General features: G+C 56.0%; 10 protein-coding genes. 3 read left to right on the top strand and 7 right to left on the bottom strand.

The annotated features are described in order from the left end of the window. Window positions 1-18 precede the first annotated feature (18 nt). Both AC6I8P_RS01140 and AC6I8P_RS01135 read right to left on the bottom strand, forming a co-directional pair. Complete coding sequence (locus AC6I8P_RS01140) at window positions 19-3,642, bottom strand: response regulator (RefSeq protein ID WP_421040023.1); 3,624 nt, start codon at window positions 3,640-3,642, stop codon at window positions 19-21. Between the two features lie 2 nt (window positions 3,643-3,644). Further along, window positions 3,645-4,271, bottom strand: coding sequence for a response regulator (locus tag AC6I8P_RS01135; RefSeq protein WP_059012542.1), 627 nt, complete (start codon window positions 4,269-4,271; stop codon window positions 3,645-3,647). 229 nt (window positions 4,272-4,500) lie between these two features. Here AC6I8P_RS01135 and AC6I8P_RS01130 point away from each other — a divergent pair, with 229 nt between their 5' ends. Further along, window positions 4,501-5,121: a hypothetical protein gene (locus AC6I8P_RS01130; protein ID WP_421040022.1), complete on the top strand. Its 621-nt coding sequence runs from the start codon at window positions 4,501-4,503 to the stop codon at window positions 5,119-5,121. 176 nt (window positions 5,122-5,297) lie between these two features. Here the strand turns inward: AC6I8P_RS01130 and AC6I8P_RS01125 are convergent, their stop codons facing one another. Together AC6I8P_RS01125 and AC6I8P_RS01120 are read right to left on the bottom strand one after the other, a co-directional pair. Further along, complete coding sequence (locus tag AC6I8P_RS01125) at window positions 5,298-5,645, bottom strand: hypothetical protein (RefSeq protein ID WP_136548270.1); 348 nt, start codon at window positions 5,643-5,645, stop codon at window positions 5,298-5,300. A gap of 567 nt (window positions 5,646-6,212) precedes the next feature. Continuing rightward, complete coding sequence (locus tag AC6I8P_RS01120; protein WP_211726985.1) at window positions 6,213-7,397, bottom strand: BaiN/RdsA family NAD(P)/FAD-dependent oxidoreductase; 1,185 nt, start codon at window positions 7,395-7,397, stop codon at window positions 6,213-6,215. Window positions 7,398-7,637: 240 nt separating this feature from the next. On the opposite strand from AC6I8P_RS01120, the gene pitA reads away from it, so the two are divergent. Next, window positions 7,638-9,137: an inorganic phosphate transporter PitA gene (pitA, locus tag AC6I8P_RS01115; protein ID WP_021508108.1), complete on the top strand. Its 1,500-nt coding sequence runs from the start codon at window positions 7,638-7,640 to the stop codon at window positions 9,135-9,137. Between the two features lie 78 nt (window positions 9,138-9,215). Here the strand turns inward: pitA and uspB are convergent, their stop codons facing one another. Continuing rightward, window positions 9,216-9,551 carry a universal stress protein UspB gene (uspB, locus tag AC6I8P_RS01110; protein WP_010618665.1) on the bottom strand — a complete coding sequence of 112 codons (336 nt, stop codon included), beginning with the start codon at window positions 9,549-9,551 and terminating at the stop codon, window positions 9,216-9,218. A gap of 422 nt (window positions 9,552-9,973) precedes the next feature. On the opposite strand from uspB, the gene uspA reads away from it, so the two are divergent. Continuing rightward, window positions 9,974-10,411 (top strand): universal stress protein UspA, encoded by a 438-nt coding sequence (gene uspA / locus AC6I8P_RS01105; protein WP_021508107.1) that lies wholly within the window; start codon window positions 9,974-9,976, stop codon window positions 10,409-10,411. 84 nt (window positions 10,412-10,495) lie between these two features. Here the strand turns inward: uspA and AC6I8P_RS01100 are convergent, their stop codons facing one another. Together AC6I8P_RS01100 and AC6I8P_RS01095 are read right to left on the bottom strand one after the other, a co-directional pair. Then, on the bottom strand, window positions 10,496-11,386 hold the full coding sequence (locus AC6I8P_RS01100; RefSeq protein ID WP_498030915.1) for an OmpA family protein: 891 nt from the start codon (window positions 11,384-11,386) through the stop codon (window positions 10,496-10,498). 73 nt (window positions 11,387-11,459) lie between these two features. Continuing rightward, a complete protein-coding gene (locus tag AC6I8P_RS01095) occupies window positions 11,460-21,596 on the bottom strand; it encodes an Ig-like domain-containing protein (protein WP_498030914.1) in 10,137 nt (3,378 codons plus the stop codon). Window positions 21,597-21,986: the final 390 nt, after the last annotated feature.

Here is a 21,986-nt window from a genome sequence, read left to right as displayed (position 1 = left end):
AATTACCGCACCGCGCCATCACGACGCCTGCAAATAATGCATTACCGACTGGTTCAGCGTGTCCAGTTTCTCTTCCAGCAGGAGAAGCCCTTCGCGGATGACCTCCTGATCTTCAGCGCTTTGGCAGGCGCGCTCGATCTGCCCGCACAGATCATCGATCTCGCCGGCATAAATGATCTGCGCCGATCCGCCCAGCCGATGCAGCGATGAAGCCAGCGCCGGCCAGTCCTGCGCATCAAAATGGCGCCAGCACTGCTGCATATCGTTGCGGCTCTCCTCGCCAACCTTCGCCAGCATCTTCGCCACCATCGCATCGTCGTGATACACCATGGCGCGCAGCGATTCGAGCGACAGCAGCGAATCCAGCGCCGGTACTTCGGCGACCGGCTCGTTGCTGCTCAGCAGCTCGGCCAGCTTGTCAATCTTCAGCGGCTTAAACAGGCAGGCGTTCATGCCCGCTTCCAGACAGCGCACGCGCACGTCCGATTGCGCATTCGCCGTCAGACCAAAAATTTTCACCGCGTTGCCGCTGCGGCGCAGGGTCTGCGTCAGTTCGATGCCGCTCATGCCCGGCATATTGCAGTCGGTAATAATCAGATCGAACGCCTGATGCGCCAGCAGCGCCAGCGCTTCTTCGCCGCTGCTGGCTTCGCTGATCTGCTGGCCCAGCTCGCTGAGCTGGCTCCGCAGCAGCAGGCGGTTGGCCGGATGGTCGTCGACCACCAGAATATTCAGCTGCGGCAGCGCACGGCTGCGCGCCACGCGGGTTTTCTCCAGCAGCTTGCGCGCCCGGCGTGCCGGCATTATCACGTTAAGCTGAATCAGCGTGCCGCGTCCCGGCTGGCTGTTGAGGTTCATGGTGCCCTGCATCTTCTCCAGCAGCTGGGCGCTAATCACCAGACCAAGACCAGTGCCGGTCTGCTTGCGCCCCTCTTCGGTCTGGGCAAACGGCTGAAACAGTTTGGCCTGGTCGGCAGCGCTGATGCCCACGCCGCTGTCTTCGATCTCAATTTCCAGCTCCAGCGAGCCGTCTTCCCACTCATGGCCGATCACCCGCACTTCCACGCCGCCTTCGTGGGTAAACTTGATGGCGTTATTGATGTAGTTGGCGATTACCTGGCGGAAGCGCGCGGCATCGATAAACACTTCCAGCCCCGGCGGCGTATCGCTGTGGTAGTGCAGCGTCAGATTTTTGCCGCTGGCCATGCCGTCAAACAACCGCACCACCGGCAGCACCAGTTGCTCGGTGCTGACCCACTCCGGCATCAGCTCCAGCTGGCCGCTCTCAATCTTGGCCATGTCGAGGATATCGCCAATCAGCCCCAGCAGCGTGTTGGCTGACTCGTAGGCGATCTGAATGGCTTCGTTGTCGCGCTGTTTGCGCCCTTCCAGCTCCAGCAGGCCGATGATGGCGCTGATCGGCGTGCGGATCTCATGGCTCATGGTGGCGAGGAACGAACTCTTGGCGCGGTTGGCCTCATCCGCCACCTTTTTCTCCGCCTGCAGCGCCAGCATCAGCAGTTCGTAGGCGGTAACATCCTGCCAGCCGCAGATCAGCCCGGTAATATTGCCCTGCGCATCGCGCTGCTCCTGCGCCCAGTGGTGCACCATACGCGCTTCGCTGCCGTTCTCGATCTCAATTTCCAGATCCTGGGCGGTATCGCCCCACAGACTGTTATGCGCCAGCGCCACCAGTTCCGGGTCGTTGACCGCTTCCGGGCTCATCAGCGGATAGAGTTTGCTGATGAGCGGCGACAGCGGATGGCGCTGATCGTAAAGCGAAAAACTCAGGCGCTGTGCGTCGACGCCGGCAAAAAAGCGCTGAAACGCACCGTTAGCACTGACCACGTTCCAGTTGCGATCCAGCACATAGACCGGCGTTGGCAGGCCATTCAGCAGCGCATCGCGAAAACGTAGTTCAGCCTGCAGGTCAGCTTCAGCGCGACGGCGATGCTTCACCTCTTTGCCGCGATAGTAAACCCACGCCAGACAGGCGATCAGCAGCAGCGCGGTCAGCAGAGAGATGGCGTAAAACTGCGCGCGGTATAGCTGCCAGGTGGTGCGCGTGGTCTGCGGTGTGCCCTGCCAGCGGCTGGCAATCAGTGAGATTTCGCTCGGCTGAATGTCGGCCAGCGCCTTATCAATAATGCTCAGCAGCTCCGGCTGATCGCGGCTGACGGCAAAGCTCAGCTCCACCGGCGGCAGCGCCAGACGCGACACGATCTTCAGCGGCTGCTGCGCGTAGCGCGCCAGTAATGTGTTCACGCTCAGCTGGTTATCGATCAGCCCGGCGACCTTGCCCTCCTGCAATAGCTGCAGCGCCAGGCTGGCGTTATCCACTTCAGACAACTGCAGCGTGGGGAAACGATCCAGCAGCGCCTGACGCGCCGGATTGCCTTTGACGATACTGAGCTTCATGCCGGGATAGAGAGCCTGCGGCGCATCAGGCTGGTCCGGCACCAGCAGCACCAGCGGCACCTTCAGGTAAGGTCGGGTAAAGCGCACTGCCTCCTGATGGCCGCCATCCTGCGCCACCGCTGCCAGCATCGCTACCTGATGCTGCTCCAGTTGCTGTACGCCGTCACGCCACGAATACGCCGGCACCGGGGTGAAAAACAGCCCGGTGCGCAGCTGGATCAGATGCAGCAGATCGGCGCTAATGCCCTGAAATTCACCCTGCTCATCCAGCAGCGCCAGCGGTGCGGAGAACGGATTGAACCCCACTTTCACCTGCGCATGCTGCTGCAGCCACTGCTGCTCGCGCGGCGTCAGGCTGAGCGGCTCCTGCAGGCGCCAGACGTCCGGCCGCTGCGTCCACTGCCGCGAAATCAGCCGATGCTGTTCGCCGGGAATGGCGGCGATGGTGGCATTCAGCGCTTTCAACAGCGGCTGATTATCGGCTTTCACCACCAGACGGCTGCCGTACAGCGCGTCTTGCGGCAAAATCGCTGCCAGCGCCAGCTGATTGACATAGCTGCGCTCAATCAAAAACGTCGCCGCCTGCAGGCTGCCGAGCGCATAGTCCGCTTCGCCACTGGCCACTGCCGCCAGCGCCGCCTGGCTGGAGGGATAACGCACTATACTGGCCTGCGGAAAACGCTGTTTGATTTGAGCATCGGTAAGAGAGCCTTCGCGCATGGCGAGGCGCAGCGGCGCATCGTAGGGCACCGGCTGTGAGGCCTGCTTCTCCGCAGCAATCACCACCGGACGATCGATGAGAAAACTGTCTGTCGCCCTGAAGGCCGCCGCATCGTGCAGTTCGCGCCCCGGCGAGCTAAACAAGGCGTCCGCCGCGCCGCTTTTCACCGCTGCCTGCGCCGCCGTCTGACTGGGATAACGCACCATCACCGCCTGCACGCCAAGATTACGCGCCAGCAGTTGCAGATAATCGGCGTAGATCCCTTCCACGCTGTTGCCGCTGCCCGCTGCCTCCTGAAAGATCAGATAAGGCGGCAGCTCCGGTGCCCACACCGCGATGCGCAGCTCATGTTTAATGCGCAGCCAGCGCCACTCGTCACCGCTCAACTCAATATGCATCGGTGCCAGCTTTTCACGGCTGAACAACTGAAATATTTCGGGCTGCGGCTGGGCGGCCAGTAGCGGGCTCAACAGCAGCAGAAGCAGAGTGACCAGGCGCAGCATCGCTACTCCATATGATTACGATTGGCAAAGGCAAAGAGATCGCGCAGGCTCTGACAATGCAACTTATCCAGCAGACGGCTTTTATAAGTAGAAACGGTTTTATTGCTAAGATTCATGCGGTTAGCAATGCGCATGTTATCCAGCCCCTTCAACAGGTAGTTAAATACCTGAAATTCCTGCGGCGACAGCGATTCCAGTAGCCGGATATCGGGATGAGTGCTGCTCTGTTCCGGTGGTGCATTAATACCGGCTAACGGAAAGTAGCCATAACCATTTTGTGCCGCCCGAATTGCGGTGATGATTTCCGGCAAATTGTCTTTTTTACTGATAAAACCATTTGCGCCACAGCGAATACTCTGTATTGCATAGAAACTCTGATTCTTACCTGAGACGATAATAATAATACCCGGAAAACTCCTGGCGCGCAGAGTTTTTACTACTTCAATACCATTTATCGAGTGAATATCAATATCCATTACGACGATTTCCGGGTAATGCTGATCAACCAGCTCGAGTGCTTCGCGACCATCATCAGTTTCGGCAATTAAGGTATGCCCTTCTTTTTCAAGTAAAAAAGTTACAGCCATACGCGCCATGGGATGATCGTCGACGACGATAAAGTTCGCCATGATTCATTTCCTGTCAGTAGCCAAATATAAACTTCCTCTATCTAACTATTAGACTAATAAATTCAACAAATAATCAATAATAATCAAATAACAAAACGTAGGCCACGTCCTACACGGCACCGATGAACAATCCCATATCTTTGTAAGAACATTAATCGTATGATCTTCATGTCGCAATTAATCACCCTGTAAACAATTTCACAAACCGTCATAAAATAAGAGCACAAAAATGGGAATGGATATTCTGTTCAACACTGGTGACGATAATAAAACCAAAAAAATCATTATTGCGCTGAGCTGCAATTTTGCGCTGACCGGTTTACAAGAGCTTTGCCGTTCACTCCCGGGATGTGAAGTGCAAACGATACTGGGTGCGCCAGAGGCAATATCAGATGAGCTCATGTTTAGTTATGCCGATTTAGTGATTACCGACCTGCCTCGTGATGCGGCAGGTCTGGCAGAGTTACTTCTCATTCCTGAATGGTTCAAAGGCAGCACGTTGATTTTATTGGATGAAGAAGCTAAGGCGATGCGTCGCACACTCCTGGATGCAGACTTCAGTGATGTGGTAATGAAAAAAGAAAAATTAACGACGCTGCATCAGGTAATACATAATCTGCTGCAAGCTAACCCTGAGTCTATTGAAGAACAATTAATCGGGAAAAACGCCCTCATACGTGAAAAACGCGTCATTTGTGCTTTATTACGCGGAGTGAAACCGTCGTTGATTGCACGGGAAATGGGACTGCACCCACGTGAAATCAGTCGTAGCAAAATTAATTGCCTGGCAAGAAGCGGTTTTTCATCGCTTAATGCCATGCTGGCGTGCGCATCAAGGACATCACAATGACGTCACTTTTAGTTAATAAAATTTTCTTGCGTTAACAGCGCTCGATTTTTAACACGGAGGGAATAATCCGATAACAACAAAATGCTAACCTTAACAGCGCGACACAATTTTGTTGAAGCAGTATCCTTCAGGCTTTAATTTCCCCTGCCATGGCCGTGTCCAAAGCAAATCAGACGTTAAATACAACCTATCCATACATCGCCTGTCTGGTCGAACAGGAAGAATTTACCGGCTGCAGGGCTGATCACCAGCCTTAGCTTACACCTTTGCGGCTGCAGCTCCCCCAGCGCCAGCGTGCGCGCGTCATTGAAATCCGTCACCAGCGCCGGAAAATGCGCCATGCCGTTAATCTGCGCCCGGTACTCGCGCATCATGCCGCGTCGCAGGTGCTGCACATCGTTAGTGAGCCAGCGCGGCAGGCTGTTCGCCAGCTGATGCGCTGCCACCGGCCCGCCGGTGTAAGCCAGCAAACGCACGCGCGCCTGGCGCGGTGGCTGAATAAAGTGGTGAATGAACCAATCCATGTATGCGTCTTTCATCCCTGCGCTTCCCCTGTGCTGACCGGCTGGCCTCAGGCTATTTTAAGGACTGGCAGGTTTAAGGTTAATGAGACCAGGCCTACGCGCCGGTCAGTGCAGTCTGACAAATGGGGGAGATTCTTAGTCGTTTGGGTTTGGGTTTGGGTTTGCCCTCACCCCGGCCCTCTCCCGCAAGCGGGAGAGGGAGCGGTCCGCTGCGGGCGGGGAATGCAGTACGTAACATTTGTTAACCGGGAAGGCGCAGCGAGTGGAAATGTGAAAGGCATGCACCGCCCAGTTCCCTCTCCCGCTTGCGGGAGAGGGAGTGGTCCGCTGCGGGCGGGGAATGCCGTGCGTAACTGGGGAAAATAAGGGGCATGAAGCAGGGGGCAAGTGTGAAAAGCTCGCAGACAAAGACTGAAGATGACCGATTGCACCCTGGCGTACCAGCCCGTTCCCTCTTCCCCTACCAGCACCGCCCAGTTCCCTTTCCCCAACCGGCACCGGCCAGTTCCCTCTCTCGCTTGCGGGAGAGGGTTAGGGTGAGGGAAAAACCACTCGACTATTAAAAAATTAAACCGCCTGCGCGCACGCCCACGCCGAGCTCCACGCCCACTGGAAATTGTAGCCGCCGAGCCAGCCCGTCACGTCCACCACTTCGCCGATGAAATAGAGCCCTGGCACGTCGCGCGCTTCCATGGTCTTTGACGACAGCTGCGTGGTATCCACGCCGCCCAGCGTCACTTCGGCGGTGCGATAGCCTTCGGTGCCGTTTGGCTGCACGCGCCACTGGTGCAGCGTGGTGACCAGCTCGCTCTGCTGCTTGCTGTTGAGCTGCTTCAGCGTCACGTCGGGAATCTGCTGCAGCTCCTGCAGCACTTCCACCAGCCGCTTTGGCAGAATCTTCGCCAGGCTGTTTTTCAGGCTGAGGTTGGGATGCGCCGCGCGCTGCACGTCGATAAAATCGTCCAGCGGCGTCTCCGGCGACAGGTTGACGGTGACAAACTCGCCCGGCTGCCAGTAACTGGAGATCTGCAGCACCGCCGGACCGGACAGGCCGCGGTGGGTAAACAGCATCGCCTCTTTAAACAGCGTGCCGTCCTGAGCGGTGATGGTGGTCGGCAGCGCCACGCCGGAAAGCGTGTTCAGTTGCTCCAGCAGCGGCTTATGCAGCGTAAACGGTACCAGCGCGGCGCGCGTTGGATGGACGCGCAGGCCAAACTGTTCCGCCACCTTATAACCGAACGGTGTTGCCCCCAGTCCCGGCATCGACAAACCACCGCTGGCGATCACCAGCTTGTCCGCGCGAACCGCCGAGCCATTCAGCTGCAGCGTGTAACCGTCGTCGTCGCGCGCCACGCTCAGCACTTCGCTGCGCAGTCGCAGCGTCACCTGGCCGGCTTCACACTCCTTCAGCAGCAGATCAACAATCTGCTGCGCCGAATCATCGCAGAACAGCTGGCCGAGAGTTTTCTCGTGCCAGGCGATGCCGTGACGATTAACCAGATCGATGAAATCCCACTGGGTGTAACGCGCCAGCGCCGATTTACAGAAATGTGGATTGTGCGACAGGTACGCCGCCGGTTCGGTGTAGAGATTGGTGAAGTTGCAGCGGCCGCCGCCGGACATCAGGATTTTGCGCCCTGCCTTCTTGCCGTTATCCAGCAGCAATACGCGACGGCCCAATTGCCCGGCCTGTGCCGCGCAGAACATGCCGGCCGCGCCTGCACCAATAATGATAACGTCAAACTTTTCCACTGCCTTAACCCACCTGATTGAAAGGCGCTGATTGTAGAGATCTGCGGCTTTTCGCGCCAGTGACAAAAAATTGCCGTAAATGTGTCATATTGTAACTTGCTCATTTTGCGGTCTTTTTGCCTTTAATTACCTGCCGGATGACAAATTTAAGACAAAAAAGAGCTATATTTTTCTTTCCCATAGCGCACGTTGTCGCAGATAATGCGCCGCGTTCATGTCCTCCAAAATGGCGTAACGTTTATGCTACATCTGTTTGCTGGTCTTGACCTAAGCACCGGCCTGTTATTGGTTCTTGCTCTGCTGTTTGTGTTGTTTTACGAAGCAATCAACGGCTTTCACGACACTGCCAACGCGGTCGCTACAGTCATTTACACCCGTGCGATGCGGGCGCAACTGGCGGTTGTGATGGCCGGTGTGTTCAACTTCTTAGGTGTGCTGCTCGGCGGTTTGAGCGTGGCCTATGCCATCGTGCATATGCTGCCAACCGATTTGCTGTTGAATGTCGGTTCGGCGCATGGGCTCGCCATGGTGTTCTCCATGCTGCTGGCGGCGATTATCTGGAACCTCGGTACCTGGTATCTCGGCTTACCGGCGTCCAGTTCACACACGCTGATCGGCGCTATCATCGGTATTGGTCTCACCAATGCGCTGATGACCGGCACATCGGTGGTGGATGCGCTGAATCTGCCGAAAGTCATCAATATTTTCCTCTCCCTGATTCTGTCGCCGATTGTTGGTCTGATCATTGCGGGTGGCCTGATTTTCCTGCTGCGTCGCTACTGGAGCAGCACCAAAAAACGGGCTCGCATCCACATGACGCCTGCTGACCGCGAGAAGATCGACGGCAAGAAAAAGCCGCCGTTCTGGACGCGTATCGCGCTGATTGTCTCCGCCATTGGCGTGAGCTATTCGCACGGTGCCAACGACGGTCAGAAAGGCATCGGCCTGATCATGCTGGTGCTGATTGGCGTCGCGCCGGCGGGCTTTGTGGTGAATATGAATGCCTCCGGTTATGACATTACCCGTACGCGCGATGCGGTGAACCATCTGGAGCAGTATTACCAGCAGCACGGCCAGTCGCTGACGCACATCGTGCAGATGGCGCCACCGGCAGTGCCGACGCCGGAAGAGTCGCTCGGCGGCCCGCAGGAGTTCCATTGTGATAGCTCCCGTGCGCTCGATGCGATTAACCGTGCGCAGGGTCTGCTGGGTAATCTGCAGAGCTACAGCGATCTCACACCTGACCAGCGCGGTCAGATGCGTCGTCTGCTGCTGTGCATCTCCGACACCGCGGACAAAGCCGCTAAGCTGCCGGAGACCAGCGCCGACGATAAGCGCTTCCTCAATAAGCTGAAAGGCGATCTGCTCGGCACCATCGAGTATGCGCCGGTATGGATTATCGTGGCGGTCGCGCTGGCGCTCGGCATCGGTACCATGATTGGCTGGCGCCGCGTGGCGACCACCATCGGCGAGAAGATCGGTAAAAAAGGCATGACGTATGCGCAGGGCATGTCGGCCCAGGTCACGGCGGCGGTGTCGATTGGTATCGCCAGCTACACCGGGATGCCGGTTTCGACCACGCACATTCTGTCATCGTCGGTTGCCGGTACCATGCTGGTGGATGGCGGTGGGCTGCAAAGCCGCACCATCAAAAATATCGCGATGGCCTGGGTATTCACCCTGCCAGTGTGTATTTTGCTGTCTGGCTCGCTGTACTGGATTGCGCTGAAGCTGATTTAACGCTTCAGCGTTGCACGGTTCTGCCGTGGTGCGTTGCGAATACAACACAGCGCGCCGCGACAGAACCCGCTCCCCCTCTCAGTGCCAAATCGCTAAAGCGATCAGGCTCACCACCACCAGAAAACACAGCCCGCTGGTCAGAACAAACTGACCGCGCACCCGCTCGCAGCGACGAATAAATTCATCGTCGTGATGATCGCGATAGCGTTTCTCCCATATATAGCGCACCAGCCGCACCTGCTTGCTCGGCTGACCGTGGGACGTAAAGAAACCGGCACCATCAACATACTGATACAGCAACGGATCGCACCCGCGCAGCACCGCCAGCAGTGAGCGCAACGATGAGAAGTAACGCGCCATATTCACCAGACAAACCACACACAGAGCCCAAAAAAGCGCGATAGTGCTGATCATGTTCCCCTCCCGGCTGGAGCCGCAATGACGTTACCTGCAGCGGGGAAAAGCTGCAGACGCCCCACGGGAAATAAACCAGCCACAGATGAATCGAATTGCATTGTTGTTATGCGGACCTGAGCGCGCTACCCGGACGGGAGTGGCCCTCATTTTCAGTGTAGGAGATCTGTTTAAATTTTTTCCAGCGATGATTTTCGTTCAGCGCGAGCGAAAAAAGCGATAACCCATGATCTGACTCACAGCCGGGCTTCGGTTTGCAGCATTTGCTACCCACTCTGGCTATACTCGGGATATAACAATTATTCGCCTGCGTGGCTGACATTGTGGTTGGTGGCGCTTCATCGCCGTTACGCGCAAAGGATTACGCCAGCCAAACGGCAGAAATTCGGGTTGCCCCAGAATCTTGAGAAAGGAGTTTTATCATGGCTTATAAACACATCCTGATTGCAGTAGACCTTTCCCCGGAAAGCCAGTTACTGGTTGATAAAGCGGTATCACTGGCCCGTCCTTATGATGCAAAAATCTCGCTGATTCACGTTGATGTGAACTATTCAGATCTCTACACCGGGCTGATTGACGTCAACCTCGGCGATATGCAGAAGCGTATTTCGGAAGAGACACACACCGCGCTGCGCGAGCTCTCCACCAATGCCGGTTATCCGATTAGCGAAACCCTGAGCGGCAGCGGCGATCTCGGCCAGGTGCTGGTGGACGCGATTAAAAAATACGATGTTGATTTGGTGGTGTGCGGCCATCATCAGGATTTCTGGAGCAAGCTGATGTCGTCAGCGCGCCAGCTGATCAATACCGTGCATATCGATATGCTGATTGTGCCGCTGCGCGATGAGGAAGAGGAATAACCAGTAAAAAAGCCCCTCGGACCGAGGGGCAAAAGACTGCAATAACAGAACAACTACAACATGGCTTAGGGAAATTCCTGACGCTTACGGCTGTTGGTTCAGCGCCACCCGCACCACCACCCGGCGATTCGGCGCGTTACAGGCAATCTGTGCGGCGCGCGATCCTTCACAATACTCCACCACCGGTTCACTGCTGCCCGCGCTGCTGGCGCGGATCACCGTGGCCGGCAGGCCGCCGTCAATCAGCATCTGGCGTACCGTAGCAGCGCGCTGCTGACCGAGCTGGCGGTTGGCGCTGGCGTTACCAATCGGGTCGGTGTGACCAATCACTTCGAGGCTTTTCAGCTCGGCGCGATCGCGCTGCAGCTCGGCAATCAGCGCGCCGACCGCGCGGCGGCCGGCGGCGGAGATATCGCCAATGGACGATTTGCCAAAGTTAAACAGCACGTCACCGGCCAGCACGTAGTCTTTGTAGCTGCGCGGCGCGAGGTTGTCACACTTCACTACCGATGATGCGCGCGACAGCGCGTGAATCTGCTGCTGCGCTCCGTTGAGTTCCCGCTCCGCCTGCTGGCGGCTGACCACCTGCGGCTGGCCAGTGGTGACGTTGCCGAGGCGCACAAAGTAGGTGGTGCCGCCGGCAAAGTTGTCGCGCCATGCCTGGGCGCGCTTACCGCTGTAACGCGGCGCGTCTTTCATGTAGTTATCCAGCGAGTGGCTGCCCGGTTTGAGGCAAAATACGCTGAAGCCACCCGGCAGCAGCGCGGTCTGGAATTCGCCATCGACATACACGTGCGCCGCATCGTTGCCCGACTGTGCCAGTGTGCGGTAATACACTACCTGCGATTGCGACGCCGGTACGCCGCTCACCGGCTGATACAGTTCACCGAACGGTTTTGCCGCCAGCGCGGTATGACTAAAGGTGGCGGAACCGGCCAGCAGTGCGGCCAGCAGGGTAAGGCTGAAAGTTTTCATAACTCCTCCACGGGTGCCCAAAAGGGCACCCGATTAGTATTGATGGTTAACAGGTTAAAAAAGCCACGGCTGATTAATGATTATCCAGTTCGACTTTTACCCCCTGCTGCACCAGCAATTCACCTTCCACTCCGCTGTGACGATAGACATCGTAGACCTGACCGCCCTGAGTAATCGTGCCCGCGACCTGCGACCAGTCGCCGAGATCGGTGCCGTCTTTGAGCAGATCATTTAAAGTGATCGTTTCTTCCTGAGATGCTTCTAATATGAGCTGTTCATATTTAATATTTTCCAGTCCATTCTCACCTATAGAAGAGAAAACTTCGTTCAGCCTAATATCATTTAAACTTTCGAAATTCTGGACACTAAGAACTAAACCATCATTATCATTAATAGCGTTAATAAGAGAATTTTCGTCGTGTATTGGCGTGATATCATCATAATTCAAAACATCAACAGAACTATTTGACACTTTGGAAATATCATTCCCCCATTTAACATCATCAATATATAACCCACCCGAATCCTTAGTTGAGAGCTCAACATGGCTGATATAAACACCCTCAGGAGCGACATAATCGAATTGAACATACTCCATAAAAACACTACTTTGTATTTGTTGAGTATGTATTAATTTACCATCTATATCATAAACCTTGATGAATAAAGGGCTGCTGGAAACATTTGTTGAACCCCAACCTAAAGTAGCAAAATGAATATCAGTTGTCGCACCGAAATGTAAGGCCGATGAAACATTGGAGTCCAATTTAAATACTCCCCCAGGAACGTTATAGGTATCGTATATAAAAAAGTATTCTCCAGGTTTAGTGGTTATTTTCAAACCACTCGAAAGCGTTGTTCCGGATAAGAAGTATTTATCACTATACATGAACTTTTCGGAACCTTTTTTTAATGTAACATCAGGACCTATTGCAATATTCCAGCTTTCTGATTTGGCTGTATTACCCGCATTATCTGTAGCCTGTACATTAAACTGATGAGCACCGTTAGCCAGTGCAGGGGACGGAGTAAACGTCCAGGTACCATCTATTCCTGCGTTCACTGAGCCCAGTTTGGTGCTGCCATCATAAATAGTCACCACGCTGCCTGCTTCAGCCTTACCGGATAAGGTCGGCGTAGTGTCATCAGTTCTACTCCCTTTGCCCACGTTACCGGTTTTGCTGCCAGCGTTGTCATACACCGTGTCAATGGTGGGCGTGCTGATGACCGTATCAACGGTAATATCCCACGTCACAGCCTCACCGCTGCTGTTGCCAGCGCTATCGCTGGCTTTGGCACTGATGTGGTGCAGTCCGTCCGACAGGTCACTGGCCGGGATAAAGCTCCAGTTACCGCTGCCATTGGCGCGGGTGCTGCCCACCACTTTGCCGTCGATGTAGATGGTTACCAGACTGTTGACCTCGGCGGTGCCGTTGATGGTTGGCCGCTTGTCGTCAGTGAAGCCATTTTTATCGATGTTGCCCTTAATGCTGCCGATATCATCTTCAATGGTGACAATTACCGGTGCGTTCGGTGCCACGGTGTCTACGGTAATGTTCCACGCCGCGGTCTGGCCGCTGATGTTGCCCGCGGTATCGGTAGCGGTGGCGGTAATGCGGTGCAGGCCATCGGCCAGATCGCTGCCCGGGGTAAAGCTCCAGTTGCCGCTGCCATCGGTGCGTACCGTACCGGCAGGCGTGCCGTCGATGTATACGGTAACGATACTGTTGACCTCGGCGGTGCCGCTGATAGTCGGCCGCTTGTCATCGGTAATACCGTTGTTCAGCACATCACCGGTGATGCTGCCGGCGTCATCGTAGACGCGGACAATCGCTGGCAGGTTCGGCGCCACGGTATCAACGGTTATCGCCCACGGCTGGGTTGGATAGCTGGTGTTACCGGCCGCGTCAGTGGCGGTGACGGTAAACTCATAGCGTCCGTCAGCCAGATCGCTGCCCGGGGTAAAGCTCCAGTTGCCGCTGGCATCAGCTTTCACCGAGCCTACTGCATCTTCACCAATGTAAATGGTCACCAGGCTGTCACGCTCGGCGATACCATTCAGCGTTGGCCGCTTATCATCGGTCACGCCGTCGCGCTTAATCTCACCGGTCACGCTGCCAGCGTTATCCATGATGCTGGTGAGCACTACCGGATTCGGCGCCTGGGTATCGACAATCACCGGCCAGATGTCAGACGGTGCCGAACTGTTGCCCACCGGATCGGTCATCACCACGGTGAAGTTGTGCGTACCATCGTTAAGCGGCGTAGTCGGGGTAAAGCTCCAGCGCCCGTCGTTGCCAACGGTGGCTTCACCAATCGGTGTACCGTTATCGATGATGGTGACCTTATCATTTGGCGTACCGCGGCCAGACAGGGTTGGCGTGGTGTCATCGGTGTAGCCGCCTTTGCCAATTGGTCCCTGAACCGTGCCGACGTCGTCGCTGACGGAGTCAATCACGCCCTTGTTCGGCGCGGTGATGTCAATCAGCAGATCGAACTGGCTGGTTGGCTCACTTTCGCCGTGTGCTTCAGTGGTCGCCGTCACGGTCAGGGCGTGCGAACCTTCGCTGAGCGCTGTACCCGGCGTGAAGTTCCACTGGCCCTGCGCGTTAGCGCTTACCTGACCAATCAGCTTGCCGTTGTCATAAATTTTCACCAGCGCGTTCGGCGTCGCGGTGCCATACAGCGTTGGCGTGGTGTCATCGGTGGCCTGGCCGGAACTCAGATCGCCTTTGACACTGCCGGCGTTGTCTTCCACGCGAGTCAGCGCTACCACCACCGCAGAAGTATCGACGGTAAAGTCAATCGCCCCGCCAATTGGGCCCTGATTACCGGCGAGATCGACCGGCTGCGCGGTGAAGCTGTGCTTGCCATCTGTCAGCGGCGTGCCCGGGGTAAACGTCCAGTTACCGCTGTCATCGGCGACCGCTCTGCCCAACTCTTTGCCGTTGTCGCGCACAATTACTGTAGCGCCCGGCTCAGTTTTACCGCTAAAGGTCGGCGTGGCATCGTCGGTGGTCTCGCCGCTGCGAATCGGCCCCTGTACCTGGCCGACATCATCCGTCAGTACCGGATTGATGATGTTGCCTGGCGCCGTGGTATCCACTTCAATCGGATAGACGCCGGTTTCCGGGCTGACGTTGCCGGCAGCATTGGTGGAAGTCGCGCTGATGTTATGCACGCCGTCACGCAGATCGCTGGCTGGCGTATAGCTCCAGTTACCGTTGGCGTCTGCCGTTACCGTGCCCAGCTTAATGCCGTCTGCATAAAGCGTAACGAGGCTGTTCGGCTGTGCGGTACCGTTAATGGTTGGTCGTGCATCGTCGGTGACGCTTCCCTTCTGCACCAGGCCCTGAATGTCTCCTACGTTATCCATTACGCTGGTAATCGCCGGCGCATTCGGCACACCGCCGCTGATCAGGCCAAACTCAAACTTGTCTGACGACTCGCTGACGTTACCAGCGGCATCTACCGCTTCCGCTGTCAGCGCATGGGCACCGTTGGCCAGCGGTAACGGTGGCTCGAAGCTCCAGTTGCCTTTGCCGTCAGTGCGGGTTGAGCCTATCAGCACGCCATTGTCATAAATATTCACCAGACTGTCGGCTTCAGCGGTACCGCGTACCGTCGGTGTCGCATCATCAGTGGTGTCGCCTGCAGCGATTGGTCCACGGCGATCGCCCTGATCGTCATACACTTCAGTGATCGCTGGCTTATTCGGTGCCTGCGTATCCACATTCACTACATAAGGATCCGACGGCTTACTGCTGTTGCCCGCCGGGTCGGTGATCACGGTTTCAAATTTGTGCTCACCGTCGTTGAGCGGAGTTTCCGGCGTGAAGGTCCACTTGCCATTCTCGCCAATTACCGCGCTGCCGATGGTTTCACCGTTATCGATAATGGTTACCACGTCGCCCGGTTTACCGCCGCCAGTCAGCGTTGGCGTGGTATCGTCAGTCGCGCCGCCGTTGTCCACGGTGCCCTGCTCTGTACCCACGTCATCACGGACATCCTCAATACCCGCGTTGTTTGGCGCCGTGATATCAATAGTGATATCGAAGGCGGCTGTGGCCTCACTCTCGCCGTGTGCCGGCGTGGTGGCGGTCGCCGTCAGGCTGTGCGGCCCTTCGCTCAGCGCAACGCCAGGCGTAAAGCTCCAGCTGCCGTCTTTGGCTGCCACCGTGCTGCCAATCAGCTGGCCATTGTCGTAAATTTTCACCAGCGCGTTGCCGGTTGCGGTGCCTTTCAGGGTCGGCGTGGTGTCATCTGTCACCTGACCGGACGTGAGATTACCGGTAATGCTGCCCGCATCGTCATACACCTGAGTGATAGCAATCACCACTTTGGAGGTGTCTACGGTGAAGTCAATGGTGTCACTTTCCGGCCCTTTGTTACCGGCCTTATCCACCGGCTGAACGGTAAAGCTGTGGTCGCCATCCGCCAGCGGCTGATCCGGCGTGAAGCTCCAGTTACCGTCTTTATCAGCTACCGCGCGACCCAGTTCATTACCGTTATCGCGCACGATTACCGTGGCGCCCGGCTCGGTTTTACCTTTAAAGGTGGGCGTCGCGTCATCGGTGATGTCGCCGCTGTTAATCGGACCCTGCACCAGGCCAACGTCGTCAATCAGCTGATTACCTTTGCTGGCTTCTGGCGCGGAGGTATCGATATCAATTGGATACGCCCCGGTTTCCGGACTGATATTACCGGCCGCGTTAGTGGCGGTAGCGGTGATGTTGCGCACACCATCCGCCAAATCGCTGTCCGGCGTAAATGACCAGTTCCCGGCGCCATCGGCCTGGGTGCTGCCCACAGCTTTGCCATCAACCAGCAGCGTAACGATGCTGCCCGGCTGGGCGGTACCGTTGATGGTCGGACGCGCGTCGTCGGTCAGACCGCCTTTCTGGATTGCACCCTGAATGTCACCTACGTTGTCCATCACGCCAGTGATAGCCGGTGCCGTTGGCTTACCGCCGGCTGCCAGCGAGAAGTCAAACTTCTCTGATGGCTCGCTAGCGTTGCCCGCCGCGTCGATCGCTTCCACGGTCAGCGAGTGTGCGCCGTTAACCAGCGGTTTGCCCGGTTCGAAGCGCCAGTTGCCCTGCCCGTCAGCGCGCACGCTACCGATCAGTTCACCGTTGTCATAAATCTTCACCAGGCTGTTGGCTTCCGCAGTGCCCTTCACGGTAGGAATGCTGTCATCGGTGGTATCACCGGATTTCAGCGCACCGGTGCGATCGCCCTGGTCATCAAACACTTCGGTAATCGCTGGCTTGTTCGGCGCCTGCGTATCAACAGTCACAATGTACGGATCGGACGGCTGGCTGCTGTTGCCGGCCGGATCGGTGATCACGGTTTCAAATTTGTGCTCACCGTCGTTGAGCGGGGTTTCCGGCGTAAAGGTCCACTTGCCATTCTCGCCAATTACCGCGCTGCCGATGGTTTCACCGTTATCGATAATGGTCACCACATCGCCCGGCACGCCTTCGCCTACCAGCGTAGGCGTGGTGTCGTCAGTAATGCCACCGTTGTCGACCGGGCCCTGCACCGTGCCCACGTCATCCAGGACGCTATCAATACCGCCCACGACTGGCGGGGTCAGATCGATGGTGAGGTCAAAAGGTGACGACTCGGCGCTGGTTCCGGCGGCGTTTGTCGCCGTAGCCGTAAAGTGATGTTCACCTTCCGCCAGCGCAACATCTGGCGTAAAGCTCCACTCGCCTTTGTAGTTGGCTTTTGCGGAACCGATGAGCGTGCCGTTGTTATAGATGTGAATCAGCGCGTCTGGCGTCGCCGAACCGTTGAGGGTTGGCGTGGTGTCATCGCTGACCGCACCGCTGGTCAGGTTGCCCGTGACAGAACCCGCATCGTCATAAACGCTATTGATGGTCACCAGCACCGCAGAGGTATCGACAATGAAGTCAACTGGCTGGCTTTCCGTACCTTTATTACCGGCTTTATCAACTGGCTGCGCAGTGAAGCTGTGATCGCCATCCGCCAGCGGCTGGTCCGGCGTAAAGCGCCAGTTGCCGTCTTTACCGGCGACCGCGCTGCCAATCGGCTGGCCGTTGTCGCGGATAATAATGGTCGCACCCGGCTCGGTCACACCGCTGAAGGTTGGTTGCGCGTCATCCGTAGTGTCGCCGCTATTAATCGGCCCCTGAATGTCGCCAACGTCATCCGTCAGCTGATTATCGCTGCTGGCATCAGGCGCGGTGGTGTCAATCACAATCGGGTAGAGTCCGGTTGACGGGCTGATATTACCGGCCGCGTTGGTCGCGGTAGCACTCAGATTACGCAGCCCTTCGGCCAGGTCACTATCTGGCGTGAATGACCATTTGCCTGCGGCATCCGTCAGGGCGGTCCCCAGCACTTTGCCATCGGCATACACGGTGACTACGCTGTCTGGCTGCGCGGTACCGTTAATGGCAGGACGGACATCATCGGTCATGCCGCCTTTTTCGATTGCGCCCTGCACATCTCCGACGTTGTCCACTACGCCAGTGATCGCCGGTGCGGTCGGCGCGCCGCCGGCCTCCAGCATGAAGTCAAAGCTGTCGGACGGTTCGCTAATGTTACCGGCCGCATCAACTGCTTCCACAGTGAGTGAATGCGCACCGTTCAGCAGCGGTCGGGTTGGCGTGAATTCCCATTGGCCTTCAGCATTCGTGACAGCTGAACCCACCAGTTGGCCATTGTCATACAGGTTGACCAGGCTACCCGGCTCCGCTTCGCCGCGCACGGTCGGCTGGGCGTCATCCGTCACCTCACCCGGATTGAGTGCACCCTGCTTATCACCTTGATTATCATATACTTCTTTAATTACAGGTTTTTCTGGCGCCTGCGTATCAACGATAATGGTGTAATCGTCAGACGGTGAGGATTCATTACCTGCCGGATCGGTCACGATGATGCCGATATTGTGTTCGCCGTCTTCCAGCGGCTCTTCCGGGGTAAATTCCCACTTGCCATCGTCACCGATCACGGTGCTGCCGATTGGATTACCGTTATCGATGATAGTCACTACGTCACCCGGTGTGCCGCCACCGCCGATGGTCGGCTGCGTGTCGTCGGTTGATTCGCCGTTTTCGATCGGCCCGGTTTCGTTACCGACATCGTCAATGATATCGCCGATTTCCGGTTTCGCGGGTGGGGTGGTATCCACGATGACAGTGTAAGGATCGGACGGTTCGCTGGTGTTACCCGCCGGATCGGTGATTATGGTTTCAAACTCGTGTTCACCGTCGTTGAGTGGCGTTTCTGGCGTGAATTCCCACTTGCCGTCATCACCGATGACGGTACTACCGATGGTTTCGCCGTTATCAATAATGGTCACCACGTCACCCGGCGTGCCGCCACCAACCAGCGTTGGCGTGCTGTCATCAGTCACCTCGCCGCTTTCAACGGGTCCCTGAACGCTACCTACGTCATCCTGCACCTCGTCAATGCCGTCGTTGCCCGGGGCAGTGATATCAATGATCAGATCAAACGGTGCGGTCGGTGCGCTGACGCCATTGGCTTCGGTCGTCGCCGTGGCGGTAAAGCTGTGTTCGCCTTCATTCAGCGGCTCCGCTGGTGTAAATGACCACTCGCCCTTGTAATTTGCCAGCGCGGAGCCAATCAGCTCACCGTTGTCATAAATATGGATCAGCGCACCTGGCGTCGCTGAACCATTGATGGTCGGCGTAGCATCGTTAGTCACGCCACCTTTTTGCACGTAGCCAGCTTCGCCTGCGTCGTCATAGACGTTGATAATCGTCACTTCAACACCAGAGGTATCGACGATGAAGTCGACTGGCGCGCTTTCTTCACCTTTGTTACCGGCGTTATCTACCGGTTGTACGGTAAAGCTGTGATCGCCTTCGGCCAGCGGTTGTTCAGGGGTGAATGTCCAGTTACCGTCTTTGTCCGCGACAACGCGGCCAATTTCTTCACCGTTATCACGGATGATCACTACAGCGCCCGGCTCAGTTTTACCGTCAAAGGTAGGTGTGGCGTCATCAGTAGTATCGCCACTGTTAATCGGGCCCTGAATCGCGCCGACATCATCAGTCAGGGTGTTGTCGCCGCTATTTTCTGGCGGGGTAGTGTCAATGATGATCGGATACACGCCGGTCTGCGGACTAATGTTGCCCGCCGCATCGGTAGCAGTAGCGGACAGCTGATGTTCACCTTCAGCCAGGTCCACTTCCGGTGTAAAGCGCCAGCGGCCGTTTTCATCAGCGGTGGTGGTGCCCAGCAGCACGTCTCCGTCATAGACAGAAACGGTGTAACCTGGCTGTGCCGTGCCATGCACGGTCGGGCGGGTGTCATCGGTGACACCGTTTTTCGCGACGTTGCCCTGAATATCACCCACATCGTCCAGCACACCAATAATCGCCGGCGCGCTTGGCACACCACCGGTAATCAGCGTGAAATCAAAGCTGTCAGACGGTTCACTGACGTTACCCGCCGCGTCAGTTGCTTCTGCCGTGAGAGAGTGTCCGCCATTGCTGAGCGGTTTGTTCGGGGTAAATTCCCAGTTGCCTGCGGCGTCTGCTCGCGCGGAGCCAATCAGCACGCCATTGTCATACAGATTAACAATGCTGCCAGCTTCAGCCTCGCCTTTTATGGTCGGGAGCGCATCATCGGTCGTATCGCCCGGCTGCAGTTCACCCTGCTGTTCACCCTGATTGTCGATAACCGCAACAATACGCGGCTTATCCGGTGCCTGGGTATCGACAATAATGGTGTAATCATCTGATGGTGCAGACTCGTTGCCGACCGGATCGGTGATGATGATACCGATGTTGTGCTCACCGTCTTCCAGGGGCTGTTCTGGCGTAAACTCCCACTTGCCGTCATCACCCACGACAGTGCTGCCAATCGGCTTGCCGTCATCAATAATGGTTACCACGTCGCCAGGCGTGCCGCCGCCGCCGATGGTAGGAGTCCTGTCGTCGGTGCTGCCGCCGTTGTCTACCGGTCCGACAATGCTACCCACGTTGTCAGTGACTTCACCAATGCCCGGATTTACCGGTGCCTGCGTATCAATAGTGATGATGTGAGGAGCAGAGGGCAGGCCGATATTACCGGCACGGTCGGCAGCAACCACGGTGAATGCGTGCTCACCATCAGCCAGTGCCGTTGCAGGGGTGAAGGTCCAGTTGCCGTTGGCATCAGTCAGTGCTTCACCGATTTTTTCACCGTTGTCGTAGATCGATACGGTACTGTACGGTTCCGCTTTGCCGGAAAGGGTCGGCGTATTGTCATCGGTGGCCTCGCCGTTGGCAATCAACCCGGTGAGCGAACCGTGATCGTCGAATACGCTGTCCAGCGTCGCCTGTGCTGGCGCTTTGAGATCGATAATTAGCTCAAACGGTTCGGAAGGCTGGCTGGTGTTACCCTTACCGTCGCGTTCAATCACCGTAAAGCTATGGTCGCCTTCAGCCAGCGCCGTGCCTGGCGTAAATGTCCAGTTACCGTCCTGATCGACAATGGCTTCACCAATTTTTGTGCCGTTATCCCAGATCTCAACAGTATTACCAGGATTGGTGCCAGTGCCGCTCAGGGTTGGCGTCGCGTCATCGGTATAGTCGCCGCTGGCCAGCGGTCCCTGAATTGCGCCCACGTTATCCGTCACCGCATCAATGGTTGCGCCTTGAGTGAATACCGGATCAGGCAGATTCCCGCCTTCACCCTCACCTGACTTACCGTGATCTTTTTTATTGTTGTGATAAATGATGCCTGCCGCTGCACCAATCGCGCTAAGTAAACCCAGCCCCAACAGCATCGGATTAATCAGACCATTTTCGGCAATCAGCAGATTATCCAGCCCCGGGACGGATTCTGACCCGAGCACCAGCGCCGAATAATCGCCATCAGCAAGCGCTGCAGCTTCGTGATCATCACGCGCATCAGAGGCGATGTATTCATGGAAAGCGTTATCTTCTGCTTTACCAACCAGCTGACCAGGGTAGACAAAAAAATCCTCAATGATGAGATCGGGTTTATCCAGATCGCCATCCTCCAGGATAACCCAGAGACTTTTGCCTACGCGCTTGACGGTGATGTTTTCAGGTGCAACACCCTTCTCACCTTCAGCAAGGATATATTTCCCATTGGCAATGGCTTTGATTTTTACTGGTTTTCCATTTTTACCGTTGCGAAGCACCTGCGCTTCGACAACCGTTTTTTTGTCTACAACGGCGACATTAACGGGGATGGCGTTCATAATTTATTTAGTCCATGTATTTTAATAGTCACGCTAAACAACCAGGTTAGCGTTGAGAAATTTCCCGGATGAGAGAGCACAATGAAAGCTCCATCCTTAACGCGGAAATAATATCAACAAGGACCGCACTTTCTTATTGAGACATGTCGCAAAACAAATCCAGATAAAAAATACATATAATTAATTTTATCAATGACTTAGATAAATATTAAGATTAATCTCTTAGGGGAAAAATCTTATATAGTCGGATGTTTATCAGTAATTTCACCCTTAAAAACAAAAAACATAAAAATAGCAACACCGATATCAAAAAAAATAACGGAAATATACCTGATGGGTTAGCATAAGTCTGGAAGGAGTGAATTTCCGGGCGGAAGACAGTAAAGATAT

Source organism: gamma proteobacterium symbiont of Lampromicra miyakona, assembly GCF_059730895.1.
This window is presented reverse-complemented; position numbering and strand designations above follow the sequence as displayed.